Consider the following 17,117-nt stretch of genomic DNA (forward strand, 5'->3'; position numbering starts at 1 on the left):
CGTTGTTCAGTTTTCAAAGATCAATGTCTCATCTTTCGTCGTCGTTGCTTGTCAGCAGCGACCTTTATAATATATCACAGCACCTTTGTTTTCGTCAAGCGTTTTTTTAATTTCTTTTTTTCGCTTACCGTTTCAGCAAGTTGTTAATCAACATCTTGTCCAAAGGGGCGAGACTTAATGTATCATATTTTTCAAACTCACGTCAAGCATTAAAACAAAATAATTCTTAATCCTATTAACATTACAACGCCTGGAAGGCCAAGAACCGTTACTGCGCCTATGGTTGCAGGATTCAGGGGAATATGAACTTGTGTGATTAAACCCGAGAAATTCACTACATATATCGCGAGCGCAGCCAGTACCAAATGAGCTCCGAACAGACTAAGCCATCCAAAGCCAAGCTTTTTCCGGAATACAATTACACTTAACAACACAACTGATATGACCAGTACTCCTATAGCTAACATTCTTAGCATGTTGATCCCTCCTATATTTTCATTTGGCTAGCGGCTACATCTGACTGCTATTTAATCCAATGCTCTTTGCATGTTTGAGATGTATCTGATACTTGCGCTCTGCTGCCTCTAAAATATAAATAGCATAATCAATTTGATCTTGACCCAGCGCTTCATCAAACATTAGGTACGCTCTCTCCCACTCGGATTGTGCCTTACGAACTTCCAGCAACGTTTCCCAGCCCTCCGTATCTTTTCTACCCTGTTCTTCATCTGCTCCCCGCCACAATGAGCTCCACCATCCCATATCCCATTCCTCCTCAGAATAATTTCGATGCAAAATCACATCTCTTTATTCTCATTCATATCGGGATAGGGACAAACTTAGAACAAAAAAAGGAGGCCCAGGGGGCCTCCTTTTAAAAAACACGACTTTAGAGCTACTAGAATAGCTCACGACGACCTTCCAACGCTTTGGACAAGGTAACCTCGTCGGCATACTCAAGATCGCCACCAACAGGCAAGCCATGGGCTATTCTGGTGATTTTAATCTCAAAAGGACGAACTAGACGAGAAATATACATCGCCGTTGCCTCACCCTCAATGTTGGGGTTGGTCGCCATGATAAGCTCACTCACTCTTTCATCACTCAAACGAGTCAATAATTCCTTCAAGCGAATATCATCAGGGCCTATACCTTCCATAGGTGAAATCGCACCCTGAAGAACGTGATAATACCCATTAAACTCTTTGGTTCGTTCTATTGCCACCAAATCCTTGGAGTCTTGGATCACACAGATTACTGAAGGGTCTCTAGTTTTGTCCTGACATATCTTACACGGATCCGTATCCGTAATATTACAGCAGACGGAGCAATAATGAAGATTACGTTTGACACTTACTAGCGCTTTAGCAAAATCAATGACATCGTCCTCTTTCATGTTAAGCACATGAAAAGCTAACCGGGCGGCTGTCTTCGGCCCAATCCCGGGTAAGCGCGTAAAAGCATCGATCAGCTTGGCTAGCGGTTCGGGATAATACAAATTAATAATTCTCCTTTAGACGAAAGTGGAGTGAGTGAATTAGAACAAGCCTGGGATCTTCATTCCACCAGTAAATTTACCCATATCATTGTTCGCAAGCTCTTCAGCTTGAGTCAAAGCATCATTAACCGCAGTGATTACTAAATCCTGTAGCATTTCAACATCTTCCGGATCAACAGCTTCTGGCTTGATTTGAATAGAAAGCAATTTTTTGTGGCCATTAACTTGAACTGTAACTACACCGCCACCTGATGTGCCTTCAATAACCTTGCCACCCAATTCTTCTTGAGCTTTAAGCATTTGCTCCTGCATTTTCTTCACTTGCTTCATCATTTGGTTCATATTATTCATACATCATCTCTCCTTTGGAATGCGCTATTTGCGCTAGTATGCTTACATTACTCTTTTATGACAACAAGGTCTTCTCCAAAAAGCTGGATAGCCTCATCAATCCAAGGTTCAGATTTGGCATCTGCAGTATCATGTTCATGCTCTAACCGCAACTCTTCTTTGCTAGGCTGTCCCACCTGCTTCTGAGCGGCTTCGTTCCAATCACGCTGCATAATAGTTACCAGTCTATAAGGTTTACCAAGACGCGCTGCTAGCACATTCTCAATGACCTGTCTATTTGCCGGTTTCTCCGTTGTATCACGATGAATCGTGTTCTTGAATGCAACAAGCACAGCATCGTCCATTACGGATACAGGTTCTCCGTCTACAAACCACGCATGAACCGTTACCTTCTCCTCTTTTACCCCTTGCAAGACAAGACTCCACTGTTTGTAGATAGCTGCAAAATCAGGACTATCCTTACCAGCAATAAACTTATCAACATTTGGAGGCATTTTGGAGGCAGCAGAGATTCTAGGCGCAGAACTTGGAGTCGGATTCGATTTCGCAGACGAAGCACCCTCTCGCCCACCTCCGGAAATACCACCGGACTGCAATGCTTGTTCCAGCTTTTTCTCCAGCGCAGTAATCTGTCTCTTGAGCAGATCCAGTTCACCAGAGTGAACCGCAGGAGCATTCACCCCTGATCCAGCCTGTAATGCGCCTAACGGAGCAGCTGATGCGGTCTCACTTCCCTCTTGCTGCAAGCTACAAAGCTTCATCAGCGCGACTTCAAACAACGTCTGCGGATGAGTAGCATACTTCATTTCACCTAGGTACTTATTAAGTGTATCTACGATCTGAAACAGACGCTCCCGGGAAAATGCGGTGGCCATATCCTTAAATTCGGTAGGATTAAGCACTCGCTCCGTCAGTTGATCGGCCCCGGGTACCATCTTAATCATCAATAAATCACGAAAATAATACATAAGATTCTCTAGACATTTATCAGCACTTTTACCTTCATGCATAAGCTGTTCAACAAGCTCCAGCAGAAGACCCATATCACCTTCCAATATGGCAGTGGCAAGACGTGCAAATTGCTCAGAGGGTATCCCTCCGGTCATCCCTAGCACTTGTTCGTACGTAACTTTGCCATCTGTAAAAGATGAAATCTGATCCAGCAAGCTTACTGCATCGCGCATACCCCCATCAGAAAGGCGGGCAATATACTGCAATGCGTTAACATCGGCTGTAATCCCTTCCTTCTCACAGATAGCACTTAGATGTGCCGTCTGTTCTTCCAAAGCTACTCTACGGAAGTCAAACCGCTGACAACGAGAGATGATCGTCGCTGGCAATTTATGAGGTTCCGTAGTTGCAAGGATGAACATTGCATGTGACGGTGGTTCTTCCAATGTCTTTAATAGCGCATTAAATGCTTCTGTTGTCAGCATATGCACTTCATCAATAATATACACTTTACGGCGCACCTCGGTAGGTGCATATTTCACCTTGTCCCGGAGGTCGCGAATCTCTTCTACGCCCCGGTTGGATGCCGCGTCTATTTCCTGCACATCCATCACATTACCCGCAGTGATTCGCAAGCAGGAAGGACACTCGTTGCAAGGCTCCGGACCTGGCCCACGTTCACAATTGACCGCTTTCGCTAAGACTTTAGCAGCACTTGTCTTACCAGTTCCCCGCGGACCACTGAACAGATAGGCATGCGAAACCCGCTGTTCACGAATTGCGTTCTGCAGCGTTTGGATAATGTGCTGTTGTCCAACCATGTCTTGAAACGACTGCGGCCGCCAAGCACGGTACAGCGCGATATGTTCCACTATGCATTACCCTCTCTTAGGCTGCCTCTTTCCCGGCATTTGTCGCAAATTTATTATACTATATTCATCGGCTATTGACCAAAAACAAAAAGCATCTTTGCTTGTGGCAAAGATGCTGTTATAAACAGAATTATAAACCGTGCACCTGTTATTGATGACTACGATCCAAGCGGCAACCCTACATGACTGCTCGGGTTAGGCCACCCTCCGGCACAAGAGTAAACTTACTTATGGCTGCTTCCTTCCGGACCTGACCAGGTTCATAAGCACTCATTGCGGAGGACCCAACCGTCAACACAGCCCGTAGGAACCAAGGCCTCACATCGATAGCACCTCTAACAGGAATTCAACCTCGCTACAGCGGATTGCGAGTTACAGGGCACCGCTACCTCCCCGTCTAGCACGGCGAAGATAAGTATAGCTCACGCTCGGATAAAAATCAACTCCAAGACATAAAATGAGCCCCCAGCGAGAAAGCTGGGAGCTCGATCTAACCATTAAGCCGCTAAGCGGCTATTCCAATTAGATACCGTATTTCTTCTTAAATTTATCAACGCGACCGCCGGCATCCAGGAACTTCTGCTTGCCAGTGAAGAAAGGATGGCAGCTGGAGCAAATTTCAACACGAAGCTCTTGTTTAACAGAGCCAGCTTCGAAAGAGTTGCCACATGCGCAGGTTACCTTAGTTAAGTTATACTTTGGTTGAATTGCTGCTTGCATTTTGAATTTCACCTCTCATGCCCTAAGCCTCATGCGGACCCAGAGTTATATGATTACACTGTGGTATTTTAGCACGAAAAATTCAATTGATCAATATGTTTCATTGGTAATTCATTGGTATATTTGCTCTATTAAATGTTGAGTTGCCGTTGCTTTAGCCGAGCCATATTTGCTGGCGGTACATGGGTGTAAGAACCAATAACAACATCCGGCAATTCGTCACGGAAAATTTCCAGCATTGTCTTCATACCGAGAATTTCACCCTTAGCAGGAGGAATTAACTCCAGATAACTCTCTGGATCAATGTTCAGGTTACGCATCTGAATAAGCTTCAGATCCGTACGTCTTACAAACTCCACCATCGCCTCAATCTCTTCTTCACGGTCAGTTACTCCAGGGAAAATCAGATAGTTGATCGATGTGTAAACGCCCTGCGAGGCAGCATATTTCAAAGACTTCTCTACATTAGCCAATGTGTAGCCACGTGGTTTGTAATAAGCATTATAATGATCATCTAGAGCACTGATCGTGCTGACACGCATCAAATCCAGCCCAGCATCGACGATTCCACGAATATGATCGCTTAAGCCAGCATTGGTGTTGATATTAATATAGCCCATGTCAGTAATCGAGCGCACTTCACGGATTGCTTCTATAATAAGTTTTGCCTGCGTAGAAGGTTCACCTTCGCAACCTTGTCCAAAACTGATAATCGACTCAGGCGTCTTCAAGTGCTCCAACATAACTTGTGAAATTTCATTGACCGTTGGTCGGAAATTCATCCGAGTCTGCGGAGACACAAAACCACTATCATCAGGTTGCTCAGAAATACAGCCAAAACAACCAGCATTACATGAATAAGAGACAGGCACACCGCCCTCCCAGCGCCCTAAGAAGGTGTTGGAGGAAGTCAAGCATTCATAACCAAGCGCACAGTTAGAAAGATGTTCATAGAGGCGGTTATCAGGATATTTGGCAGTCAACTCGCCAACGCTTACCTCGAGATCCTGTTTATCACAGTTCAGCGGGTTCCATTTCTCCGGATTATCGGTTGGATCCGCCGCAACATAGAACCCGCCATCCTTCCACACTACAGCCGAATACCCAAACAGAGGAAGCTTGTAAGACTTATCTGTCTTTACATACCCAGGAAGACACAAGCGAGTATAGCCCTGAGGCAGCAGCGCGCCTACAGCCTGTGAGCCATCCGGCAACGCCATCATTTCACCTGTCTCTGGATCCATACCCACCGCCCGCGTACTAGGCAAGCCCACAAGAGTGGCGCCTTCAGGCAGCGGAATCAACTCTTCCTCCAACATTTCAACGATCATATCCCCACTACGGGCTAGCCCGTACAGTTCTGGATGATCATATACGTTTCCTTGCCCGTCGGCATATACCAAATACATGTTAGTCTCCTCTTATTATCAATTCTCAAGTTGTAGGTACTGAAGAAGTCTTTGCCCGTGTTGTGCGACGAGCAGCCGTACCACTGTTGGAAGTTCCTCCGCTACTTGCAGTTCCATTTGGCGATTGTTTAGCTCCCGCAACGTCAAATGATGCTAAGAATTCAGCATTAGTCTTTGTATCACGCAGCTTTTTGATGAATCCCTCCACAAAATCGTAGGATTCATTCATATTTTTGCGAATCGCCCAGATCGTATCAAGCTCTTCTTTGCTCAAGAGCACTTCTTCACGACGTGTACCTGAACGACGAATATCAATAGCAGGGAATATACGGCGTTCCGCCAATTTGCGATCCAAATGAAGCTCCATATTACCAGTACCCTTAAACTCTTCATAAATAATATCATCCATACGTGATCCGGTATCAATTAAAGCAGTTGCTAAAATAGTCAGTGAACCGCCCTCTTCTACATTCCGTGCAGAACCAAAAAACCGTTTCGGCCGATGAAAGGCTGCCGGGTCAATCCCCCCGCTAAGTGTGCGTCCAGATGGTGGAACCACAAGATTATACGCACGTGCAAGACGGGTAATGCTATCTAAAAGAATAACTACATCCTTCTTGTGCTCAACTAAACGAAGAGCTCTTTGCAACACAAGTTCGGCCACTTTAATATGATTCTCTGGGAGCTCATCAAATGTCGATGCAACCACTTCGCCTTTTACTGAACGCTGCATATCGGTTACTTCTTCGGGACGCTCATCTATTAGCAATACAAAGAGTTCAATCTCAGGATTATTAGTGGAAATACTATTGGCAATTTCTTTCAAGAGGAGCGTTTTTCCTGCTTTAGGAGGTGCTACAATCAAACCCCGCTGCCCCAAACCTACAGGAGCGAGCAAATCCATTATTCGGGTAGACAAATGAGTAGGGGATGTTTCAAGCGGTAGCTTGTCTTGCGGATAAAGTGGTGTTAATGCTGGAAAATGTAGTCGCTCCGCTGCGCTAGCAGGGTTCTCACCATTAACGGCATTGACTTGAAGCAGGCCAAAATATCGTTCATTTTCTTTCGGCGTCCGGCATTTCCCAGATACAAGATCTCCGCTTCTGAGATCAAACTTCCGAATTTGTGAGGCTGAGATATAAATATCTTCAGCACTAGGCAAATAGTTAATCGGCCTTAGAAATCCATAGCCCTCGGGTAGAATTTCCAGTACGCCTTCCATAAACATAAGACCGCTTTGCTCTGCCTGTGCCCGAAGGATCGCAAAGATCAGTTCCCGTTTCTTCAGCTGTCCGTAATAAGGGATCTGGTATTTCTTGGCCAGCTTATACAACTCGGTCAGCTTCATTTCTTCCAAATCGGAAATTTGAAGATCCATGTAATAACCACCTATTCAATTTTTAAATGAGTTCGCCCTAGTCTATCTACTAGGCAAAATGATGAGTCTATTAAAATGCCCATTAGGATATTAATACCCAATTTGGAAGGATATATGCGGTAAGTAAGCAAATAACCCTCCTTCCAAACGGGATATCCTAATTTTATTCGTTCTCACGCCAAACATGAGCACCAAGTTGTCGAAGGTTGCTCACTAAATTATCATAACCACGGTCAATATATTCTACGCCGGTCACCTCGGTGATCCCATCCCCTACCGTCAATCCAGCAATGACAAGAGCAGCGCCTGCCCGTAAATCAGTCGCTTTCACCTTTGCAGCGTTAAGCTTACCACCCTCAATAATTGCAGAACGGCCTTCAACGCGAATTTTCGCGCCCATACGTACCAATTCTGGCACATGTTTAAAACGGTTGCTGTAGACGAAATCGCTAAGCACACTAACGCCTTCCGCCTGTGTCAACATACTTGTCATAGGAGATTGTAAATCTGTAGGAAAGCCAGGATAGGTCAACGCTTTGACATCTGCGTGCTCATATTTAGCTCTACCTATAACGCGAATACTTTCATCAAGCTCTTCAATATCAACGCCCATCTCTAAAAGCTTGGCCGTTAAAGCTTCCAAATGCTTAGGAATTACGTTATCTATCATCACATTACCACGCGTAGCCGCAGCGGCAATCATATAAGTTCCAGCTTGAATCCGATCGGGAATAATGGAGTGACGGCAACCGTGCATCTCTGATACCCCTTCGATTCTGATGGTTTCTGTACCAGCGCCTTTAATAACAGCGCCCATAGAATTCAATAGGGTTGCTACATCTATAATCTCAGGCTCTTTAGCCGCATTTTCAATAATTGTGGAGCCTTTGGCACGTGAAGCCGCCAGCATGATGTTAATAGTGGCACCTACGCTTGATACGTCTAAATAAATTTTCGCACCGCGTAGTTCTTTAGCATATAAGTGGATAGAACCATGTTCGTTGGTAACTGTCGCTCCCAGTGCCTCGAATCCTTTGATATGCTGATCGATTGGACGAGGTTCGAAGTTACAACCACCAGGAAGACCTATTGTCGCTTCTTTGAATCTTCCAAGTAGAGCTCCCATCATATAGTACGAAGCTCGAAGTTTCTTAACCGGACCATTAGGCATAGGTATAGATACAATACGCGAAGGATCAATTTTCATCTGGTTGCCTGACCAAGATACACTTGCGCCAAGCTCTTGCAAGATTTCGGAGTAAACGGCTACATCACTAAGGGACGGTAAATTATCAAGAACAACTTCAGATTCGGCCAAAATCGCCGCAGGAATAAGTGCAATAGCACTATTCTTTGCTCCACTGATGGTTACAACGCCCTCTAGCGGACGTCCACCGCCAATCATTAATTTTTCCATAGATTTATCAATTTCCCCCTACGTGTATTGCAGCTGTGTGGGCAATACGTGCTGTGGACTTTTAGTGATGAAAATGGAAAGACACCGGCTAAGCGGTGTGCTTTCCTCATCAAACTATTCAACTGGGCAGAGCTACACCCTGCCCTTTACAAATTGCTTGTCCACCAGTGGCGGAAGCTAACAATGATTAGGCTTTGTTGTTGGATCCAAATTCGCGGATTTTACCAATAACGGTTTCTTTGATCGCATCGCGACCTGGTGCGATAAATGTACGTGGATCGTAAGCATCAGGTTTAGCAGCTAGAACTTCGCGAACAACTTTTGCGAACACGATTTGGTTCTCAGTGTTTACGTTGATTTTGGAAGTACCCAAGGAGATAGCTTTCTTGATGTCATGTTCAGGAATACCTGTACCACCATGAAGAACCATTGGGATGTTAGTAGCATCGCGGATTTCTTCCATTTCTTTAAATCCGAGGTTAGGCTCGCCATGGTAAGGTCCATGAACGGAACCTAGTGCAGGAGCCAAAGTGTCGATACCTGTTTCTTTAACAATACGTACGCACTCATCAAGCTTAGCATACATGATGCCGCCGATAACGTCGTCTTCTTGTCCACCAACAGTACCTACTTCTGCTTCTACAGAAACACCTTTAGCGTGAGCATATTCAACGACTTTTTTAGTCATATCAATGTTCTCATCGATTGGGTGGTGGGAACCGTCGATCATTACGGATGTAAATCCAGCATCAATTGCTGCTTTACATTTATCAAAGCTAGATCCATGGTCAAGGTGGATCGCTACAGGAACTGTGATATTCATATCGATAATTAGACCTTCTACCATCTTAACAACAGTAGTGAAGCCGCCCATGTGACGTGCTGCGCCTTCGGATACACCAAGGATTACTGGTGATTTCTCTTGTTCAGCGGCACCAAGAATAGCTTGTGTCCACTCCAAGTTGTTAATGTTGTACTGACCTACTGCGTATTTTCCTTCAAGTGCTTTGTTCAACATGTCTGTCATAGATACTAATGGCATGGTTTCATCCTCCTAAGAATGTTGGTTGGCTATGTTTTTAAACCGACATCACATACAGGCTTATTATAACACAACCTGAGTCAAATACTAAATAGGATAAACAAAAAAATGTCCCGGTGGGACGATTTTTATCCAGCCTGTATAGCAATTACACTCAACCTGTTTATAATCACCATACCCAAATAGAATCGATACAGAAAATATCATTTTAACTGCATTGATCTACAGACTTATTATGAAGATGCATATTGACCGCTACCCGCATTTCATCGATGTCAAATGGCTTTGTGAAATGCATCAATGCGCCTAGCTTGGTTGCTTCCTTAATCATATCCAGCTCCCCATAAGCGGTCATCATTATGACCTTAATGGACGGATTTAGTTCCTTCAGATGCTTCAAAATCTCAAGTCCATCCATTCCTGGTATTTTCATATCGAGCAAAACCAAGTCAGGAGACTCACTGCGAACAATGTCTAAGGCTAATTTTCCGTTAGCTGCTTGAAATGTCGTATATCCTTCGCTATTGAACACTTCCATAAGAAGAATCCGAATCCCGTTCTGATCATCGACAATTAACACTTTCTTTTTTTCCATATAATACCCTCCCAGAGATTAAGCCAGATTGACTATACCGCGCTCTCCACAGCTAACGGCCCCTTCAGAAACTAACCCATACGAAACCTATTATTCGTGCTTCACTGCTCAAATCCTGCTAATTGGATAAAATGGGTAAATAAAGAGTCTGAATTACAGTGATGTCATTTACGGAGCTCTTCAAAATGGACAAACAGGTATAAACACCTTCGACGTCCTTATAGCGTTTAAGCGAGAAATTTGGGACATGAAGGACAGGTGAACAACTTATACTTTCGAATAGTTACAAAAAAAGAGCCTCCAATAGGAGGCTCTTCAAGTTTGATATAGAACCCGTAGGTTCCGATTATATTCACAAAATTACTGCTGTTCGGAATGAGTCAAAGAAGCTTTGACGAAATCACGGAACAACGGTTGTGGACGGTTCGGACGTGAAGTGAATTCCGGATGAAATTGAACCGATAAGAACCAAGGATGTCCCGGAAGCTCTACGATCTCAACTAAACGGCCATCTGGGGAAGTTCCGGAAATGACCAGACCTGCTTTTTCAATCTCATCACGGTACGTATTATTGAACTCATAACGGTGACGGTGACGCTCATAAACCAGTTCATCATCGTAGCAAGACATTGCCAGGGAACCCTCAGCAATCTTACAAGGATACAAGCCAAGACGCATAGTACCGCCCATATCTTCAATATCCTTCTGCTCAGGAAGCAGATCAATCAGTGGATATGGTGTGTTTGGATCGATTTCGGAGCTATTTGCACCTTGTAAACCTAGAATAGAACGGCCATATTCGATTACGGAAACTTGCATACCTAAGCAAATTCCGAAGAAAGGTATCAATTTTTCACGGGCATAACGAATTGCGGAGATTTTACCTTCAATTCCCCGATCACCGAAACCACCTGGAACTAGAATACCACCAACACCGCGCAGCATTTCGTCCACGTTCTCATCTGTGATTTCCTCTGCATTTACCCAGCGTACTTTAACTTCTGCATTGGAGGCAAAACCTGCGTGTGATAAAGATTCCACAACACTCAAATAAGCATCATGCAGAGCTACATACTTCCCTACAATCGCAATTTCCACTGTTTTCTCTAGCTTCTGAATCCGCTCAAGCATACTTTCCCATTCACGCATATCTGGCGCAGGAGTTGTAAGCTTCAAATGATTAACAACAATCTCGTCCAATCCTTCATCACGAAGATTCAATGGAACTTCATACAACGTTGAAGCATCACGGCATTCCACAACAGCATTAGCATCAATATCGCAAAAGAGTGCGATCTTCGCTTTCATGTCTTCAGAAAGCTCATATTCCGTACGGCATACGATGACATTCGGTTGAATACCGATGCTGCGCAGCTCTTTAACACTGTGTTGTGTCGGTTTTGTCTTCACTTCTCCAGCAGCCTTGATATAAGGAATCAAGGTTACATGGATATACATTACATTTTCCCGACCAATATCACTCTTGATTTGGCGAATAGCTTCCAGGAACGGAAGACTCTCAATATCACCTACGGTTCCACCAATCTCTGTGATTACAACATCCGAGTTGGTCTCGCGGCCTGCGCGGAACACGCGTTCTTTGATCTCATTCGTAATATGTGGGATAACTTGTACAGTTCCGCCCAAGTACTCTCCACGACGTTCCTTGCTAATTACGGATGAATAGATCTTACCTGTCGTCACATTGTTGTTCTTTGACAGATTAATATCAATAAACCGTTCATAGTGTCCAAGGTCAAGGTCAGTCTCCGCACCGTCATCGGTTACGAATACTTCACCGTGCTGATAAGGACTCATCGTTCCAGGATCTACGTTAAGATACGGATCAAATTTCTGAATCGTTACCTTTAGACCTCTGTTTTTGAGCAGCCTGCCCAGCGAAGCGGCGGTAATGCCCTTGCCCAGGGAAGACACAACGCCACCCGTTACAAAAATATACTTTGTCACTGTAAAACCCTCCTAAATAAAGTCCAGACATAAAAGCGGCGCATGGTGTTTATCGTAACCCGTTTTACTATCATCAAAACAGGGGAAATCAAAAGTTTGATTCACCGGGGAAAACATAAAGCGTCGTCCCGCAAATTACATAAAACTACAGCTACTTTGCATCTAAAAAAACAAAAAAGTGACACCCGTAGAACCGGGGCACTTTTTATTTTAAAAAACGCGTTTATTAACTTACATGATAAGCCCATGCAATAGTTTACTCTGACGTTCCCCCACTGTCAAGGGAGGAATTATACCATCAGCAAGACGCTTTGAAATTATTTATCTTACTTGTCAGCTTCGGCATCTTCATCTGAGTCATCTTCTGCATCGTCTTCATCTGAGTCATCTTCGTCTATGTCATCTTCATCGATCACGACATCTTCGTCGACTTCTTCTTCGCTGTCGTCGTCGGAATAGAGGTCGTCACGATCTTCATCGATAGCGTCGAAATCCTCTTCTTCAGCAGCGTAGTTTTCTTCTTCTTCAGCAAAGTCGTCATCTTCCAAATCATCGTCTTCATCGTTGATGATACGCACGCGTTTGGTGTTACCAACCGGATCATCAGAGCGCTCTAGAGGATACCAGCGTTTCAATCCCCAAAGGTTGGTTCCGACACAGGCAAAACGCCCATCAATGTTAATCTCGGTATATAACTGGGCAATAGTATCTTGGCTTTGTTGATCGGTCATACCGCGCAACTTGGCTACCTCGACCATCAGATCACGGTAATAATACGGTGTATTGGCTGCCTTAAGCACTAGAAAGGCCAAATCCACCATCGGCATTTCTTTAACTTTCTCAGGGTCTAGCTTTAAATTGAGTGGCGTACTCACTAAAGGACACTTCCTCTCACGCATTGTTCACATTACGGTTTATTTCAATAATATCCATTAACAAAACTAAGTAAAACCTATTTGACAACAAATTGCAAGTCAAAAGCGGTAACAGCGAACAGAAAGAGCCCTCAGGCTGTTATCCTTAGCAGAAACCTGTCTCCATCTTGAAGAAGATTAAACCCAAAACATATGTACCCGTGTGAAACTTATAATTCCTTTTAATTAAAAAAAGGCGGAGGGAACCCTCCGCTCATGACTGTATCCACGCCAAGGATCGGCTCCTTACGTGATGTTACAAAGAGAGTGTTAATCTCTTCTGTCTATTTTATGTAAAGCGCCGTCTTTTGACACGATGGGCAGCCCATTTCGTTAAAAAAGGGCAAGTTCCCATTCGGACCCCCTCTTCCACTCATACAATATGGCAGCAGGGCACCGAGGAGGGGACAGCGAAACCTATGGACTATTACAAATTTTGGAACATGCTTCTTGAAGAAATATCGGTTGCCCCCAACAATGGTGAGCGGCGTATTCTTACCTTCAATGATCCCCGCCAGTATGCCGGAGCATTTACACAATGGAAGGCGCTGAAGGCGAAGCAGCCTGAACTGCGGCAAGTGCAGGTATCTCCGTTGATTCGGGCCTTTTTTGTGCCTGCTGCCGGAGCCAGAAAACTAATGAACCGCTTTGCAGATCTCCTAAATGTCGAAGAGGATCTACAAATACAAATCCATTCTATAGCTAACGAAAAGAGCGGTACCGCAACACTCCCTTGGGGGGTGAAAGCCATTCATGCTCCTCAGGCATGGTCCAAGTCAACCGGAGTCCACGTCAAAATCGGCGTAATCGACACAGGCGCTGATTACCGCCATCCTGATCTGAAGCATTCCTTAGCCGCTGGGGTAAATCTACTACACCGCGGAATGTTACCGCTGGATGATAATGGACACGGGACTCACATCGCCGGCACCCTAGCTGCGGCAGGAGGAACACGAGGTATGATGGGAGTGGCTCCGCGAGCGCTGCTATATCCAGTAAAGGCCTTTGATCATAGCGGATCCGCCTATGTGTCGGACATTGTACTGGGTATCGATTGGTGCGTACAGAACAAAATTGATATCATCAATATGAGTTTCGGAATGAAAACTCGAAGCAAAGCGCTTCACAATGTGGTGATTAAAGCGTACCGAGCCGGAATCGCTATCATTGCCTCCTCCGGGAATGACGGCAAACGTGGCGGGGACTATCCGGCACGTTATCCTGAGACGATTGCCGTGGGCGCCATCGATAAAAGACATCGTGTTGCCAGCTTCAGCAACCGCGGTTCTTATATCGATGTATACGGCCCCGGCGAAGGTGTGTCCTCCTGCTGGCTGAAGGAGGGCTATAAAGAGATGAGCGGCACCTCCATGGCGACCTCGCATGTCACGGGAGCCGCTGCACTGCTGCTCGCGGTGCGACCGGGGCTCTCCCCAAGGGAGCTGAAGCTGCTCTTGCGCCGCACCGCGTCCCCGGTGCGGCTGCGCAAGGGGCAGCGACGCGCATCTCTTGGCGGCGGCGCTGCCGATGCCCTACGCCTGCTGAAAGCAGGAGTGAGGGCCAAGCGGTCGGTCTCCGCGAACGTATAGAACCTGCCCGGGCACCGGGTGGGTCACTCTGACGTGAGCGCAGCTTGTGCCGGTGCGAAGAACGGTACAAAGTAAAATCCGCCCCCCGGGGAACCGGAAGGCGGATTTTTTGTCGTTTGATGCCTCAATTACATGCGGTCCGGTGCAGAAACACCGACAAGACGCAGGACATTAGCAATCGTGGTACGCGCAGCACCAAGCAGTGCGAGACGTGCCACGGTTTGAGCGGCATCCTCAGTGATTACACGTTCAGCTTTGTAATAACTGTGGAACATCGCAGCCAGCTCATATACATAACGGATGAGGCGATGTGGAGCATAACCTTCAGCGGCAACAGCAATTTCTGCTGGTAGCTCACCAATTTTGCGCAGCAGATCATATTCATGCACTGCTGTCAGCTTGGAGAAGTCAATCTCAGCGTAATCAGGAATGGAGATCCCTTGCTCCTCTGCCTGACGGAAGATGCTGCAGATACGCGCATGCGCATATTGAACGTAGAATACAGGGTTCTCATTAGAAGTAGAGATCGCCAAGTCCATATCGAAATCGAGATGGGAATCCATGCTACGCATGGTGAAGAAATAACGAATCGCATCGATTCCTACTTCCTCCATCAAATCTTCCATCGTGACCGCTTTGCCGGTACGTTTTGACATTTTAACCTTTTCACCATTCTGGAACAGGCTGACCATCTGAGCAATCAGAACCACCAGCTTCTCAGGATCATTGCCAAGTGCTGACATCGCCGCTTTCATCCGCGGAATATAGCCATGATGATCCGCACCCCAAATGTTAATCATTTTATCGTAACCGCGGCCATACTTATCGCTGTGATAAGCAATGTCCGGTGTAAGGTAGGTGTATGTGCCATCGTTCTTAATCAGAACGCGGTCTTTATCATCGCCATACTTAGTCGTTTGCAGCCAGGTTGCCCCATCCTGCTCATAAACTTCTCCACGATCACGAAGCTCGTCCAGTGAGCGCAACACTTCTCCGTTCTCGTACAGCGAAGTCTCACTGAACCAGATATCGAAGTTTACGCGGAATAGTCCCAGATCACGTTTAATTTTATCGAGCTCTTTATTCAGTCCATAAGTCCGGAAAAAAGCTGCGCGGTCACTTGGGCTCATTTCGAGTAGTGTATCACCCTTTTCAGCCACAAGCTCTTTAGCAAATCCCTTAATGTCCTCGCCATGGTAACCGTCTTCAGGCATTTCTGCTTCTTGACCCAGCTCCTGCAGGTAACGAGTTTCAATGGATTTGCACAGGTTGACCACTTGGTTACCGGCATCATTAATATAATATTCCCGTGTCACCTGATAGCCTGCATAATCGAGTACGTTGCAAAGCGCATCGCCGACAGCAGCACCACGTGCATGTCCTAAATGAAGGCTGCCCGTTGGATTGGCGCTGACGAATTCCATTTCAACCTTCTGACCTTGACCGATGTTAATACGGCCATAATCATCGCCCTGCTCGGCAACAAGGCTGATAATTGGGTACAAATAATTCTTGGACAACGTAAAGTTAATAAAGCCTGGTCCGGCAATCTCAGCTTTTTCAATAGAAGCGCTGCTAGTTTCCAAATGTTCTATAATTGCCTCAGCAATCTGGCGCGGGTTACGTTTTGCGATTTTGGTCAGCTGCATAGCAGCGTTCGTAGCCAAATCACCGTGTGCCTTATCTCTTGGTACTTCCAGTACGATATCCGGAACCTCTTCCGGTGCAACAATTCCTGCATTCACAATTGCATCGGCAATGGCTTCTTTTACCCGTTCATTCACTAGCTCCAACGGATTCTTTCTCTGTGTCATAATTTCGGTTCCTCCTGTATATGCAAACTAATAGCAAACTTTCCTGACAATTCCTCGTATACGTACAAATCATATTCCCATGAAACCGTTAGGGAGCGCCCTTCGCGCACCACGTCCAGCTTGTTCGTTTCTGTTGAAAGATTAAACTGTGTATATGGCGAACGATAGAATCCCGGCAAACGCCGTCCGGATTGAAAGCTCTGTTCCGACTGTATCCCACCGTGGCGGATTAGTTTTAGCTGATTGCCTGCAATCTTTATGGTTGTACGAACAGAAATTTCCTCTCCTCGAGGGCCTTGCTCTAACTCTTCATATTGAATATATAGATGCGATCCTTTGGATACTACCTCTCCATTCGCTTTCATAACATTCCGCTGACCATCTTGAAGGCTCACGAGCGTAATAGAGACATCATATTTGTTAGATTGTAGTTCGGGCATCACACGTTCCTCCATTCTGCAAGCCTCTGCATTCTGCATAAGAAAAACGCCTGTCGTAAAACTTAAACATTTTTATATTCATTCAAAGGCCTATTCGCTTTCCCATTGTACACTATATCCAGTCCAAAGAAGCATTTCAATCTCAGAATCCATTAGATC

The 17,117-nt window shown here is 45.4% G+C and carries 16 protein-coding genes and 1 other RNA gene; 1 reads left to right on the forward strand and 16 read right to left on the reverse strand.

What is annotated here, in order from left to right:
- Positions 1–209: 209 nt before the first annotated feature.
- The 14 genes from CA598_RS21105 to rpoE all read right to left on the reverse strand — a co-directional run bounded on the left by CA598_RS21105 (position 210) and on the right by rpoE (position 13,076).
- Positions 210–467: a pro-sigmaK processing inhibitor BofA family protein gene (locus CA598_RS21105; protein ID WP_371915754.1), complete on the reverse strand. Its 258-nt coding sequence runs from the start codon at positions 465–467 to the stop codon at positions 210–212.
- Between the two features lie 43 nt (positions 468–510).
- On the reverse strand, positions 511–762 hold the full coding sequence (locus CA598_RS21110) for a DUF2508 family protein (protein ID WP_094873241.1): 252 nt from the start codon (positions 760–762) through the stop codon (positions 511–513).
- A 136-nt stretch (positions 763–898) separates the two neighbouring features.
- Entirely contained in the window at positions 899–1,498 is a 600-nt protein-coding gene (recR, locus tag CA598_RS21115) for a recombination mediator RecR (protein WP_042123249.1), read from the reverse strand.
- A 39-nt stretch (positions 1,499–1,537) separates the two neighbouring features.
- Entirely contained in the window at positions 1,538–1,849 is a 312-nt protein-coding gene (locus CA598_RS21120; RefSeq protein ID WP_094873243.1) for a YbaB/EbfC family nucleoid-associated protein, read from the reverse strand.
- Between the two features lie 47 nt (positions 1,850–1,896).
- A complete protein-coding gene (gene dnaX / locus CA598_RS21125; RefSeq protein ID WP_094877823.1) occupies positions 1,897–3,672 on the reverse strand; it encodes a DNA polymerase III subunit gamma/tau in 1,776 nt (591 codons plus the stop codon).
- Positions 3,673–3,809: 137 nt separating this feature from the next.
- Positions 3,810–4,078, reverse strand: an RNA gene (gene ffs / locus CA598_RS21130) — signal recognition particle sRNA large type.
- A 116-nt stretch (positions 4,079–4,194) separates the two neighbouring features.
- Positions 4,195–4,392, reverse strand: coding sequence for a 50S ribosomal protein L31 (gene rpmE, locus CA598_RS21135; protein WP_042123239.1), 198 nt, complete (start codon positions 4,390–4,392; stop codon positions 4,195–4,197).
- 131 nt (positions 4,393–4,523) lie between these two features.
- Complete coding sequence (locus CA598_RS21140) at positions 4,524–5,801, reverse strand: radical SAM family protein (RefSeq protein ID WP_094873246.1); 1,278 nt, start codon at positions 5,799–5,801, stop codon at positions 4,524–4,526.
- A gap of 25 nt (positions 5,802–5,826) precedes the next feature.
- Positions 5,827–7,179, reverse strand: coding sequence for a transcription termination factor Rho (gene rho, locus CA598_RS21145; protein WP_042123234.1), 1,353 nt, complete (start codon positions 7,177–7,179; stop codon positions 5,827–5,829).
- Positions 7,180–7,342: 163 nt separating this feature from the next.
- Positions 7,343–8,596, reverse strand: coding sequence for a UDP-N-acetylglucosamine 1-carboxyvinyltransferase (locus CA598_RS21150; RefSeq protein ID WP_094877824.1), 1,254 nt, complete (start codon positions 8,594–8,596; stop codon positions 7,343–7,345).
- A 187-nt stretch (positions 8,597–8,783) separates the two neighbouring features.
- Positions 8,784–9,638, reverse strand: a complete 855-nt coding sequence (fba, locus tag CA598_RS21155; RefSeq protein ID WP_036679934.1) for a class II fructose-1,6-bisphosphate aldolase — start codon at positions 9,636–9,638, stop codon at positions 8,784–8,786.
- 208 nt (positions 9,639–9,846) lie between these two features.
- Positions 9,847–10,233, reverse strand: a complete 387-nt coding sequence (locus CA598_RS21160) for a response regulator (RefSeq protein WP_042123230.1) — start codon at positions 10,231–10,233, stop codon at positions 9,847–9,849.
- A 360-nt stretch (positions 10,234–10,593) separates the two neighbouring features.
- Positions 10,594–12,201: a CTP synthase gene (locus tag CA598_RS21165; RefSeq protein WP_094877825.1), complete on the reverse strand. Its 1,608-nt coding sequence runs from the start codon at positions 12,199–12,201 to the stop codon at positions 10,594–10,596.
- A gap of 326 nt (positions 12,202–12,527) precedes the next feature.
- Entirely contained in the window at positions 12,528–13,076 is a 549-nt protein-coding gene (gene rpoE, locus CA598_RS21170; RefSeq protein ID WP_094873249.1) for a DNA-directed RNA polymerase subunit delta, read from the reverse strand.
- Positions 13,077–13,534: 458 nt separating this feature from the next.
- Between rpoE and CA598_RS21175 the strand changes: the two genes are divergently transcribed.
- Positions 13,535–14,704 carry a S8 family peptidase gene (locus CA598_RS21175; protein ID WP_094877826.1) on the forward strand — a complete coding sequence of 390 codons (1,170 nt, stop codon included), beginning with the start codon at positions 13,535–13,537 and terminating at the stop codon, positions 14,702–14,704.
- A 128-nt stretch (positions 14,705–14,832) separates the two neighbouring features.
- On the opposite strand, the gene argS is transcribed toward CA598_RS21175, so the two are convergent.
- Positions 14,833–16,518 carry an arginine--tRNA ligase gene (gene argS / locus CA598_RS21180; RefSeq protein WP_094877827.1) on the reverse strand — a complete coding sequence of 562 codons (1,686 nt, stop codon included), beginning with the start codon at positions 16,516–16,518 and terminating at the stop codon, positions 14,833–14,835.
- Positions 16,515–16,958: a YwiB family protein gene (locus CA598_RS21185; protein WP_094877828.1), complete on the reverse strand. Its 444-nt coding sequence runs from the start codon at positions 16,956–16,958 to the stop codon at positions 16,515–16,517. The genes argS and CA598_RS21185 overlap by 4 nt, the downstream gene beginning before the upstream one ends.
- Positions 16,959–17,117 lie beyond the last annotated feature (159 nt).

This window comes from Paenibacillus sp. VTT E-133291 (assembly GCF_002264395.1).
Lineage (GTDB): Bacteria > Bacillota > Bacilli > Paenibacillales > Paenibacillaceae > Paenibacillus_AQ > Paenibacillus_AQ nitricinens.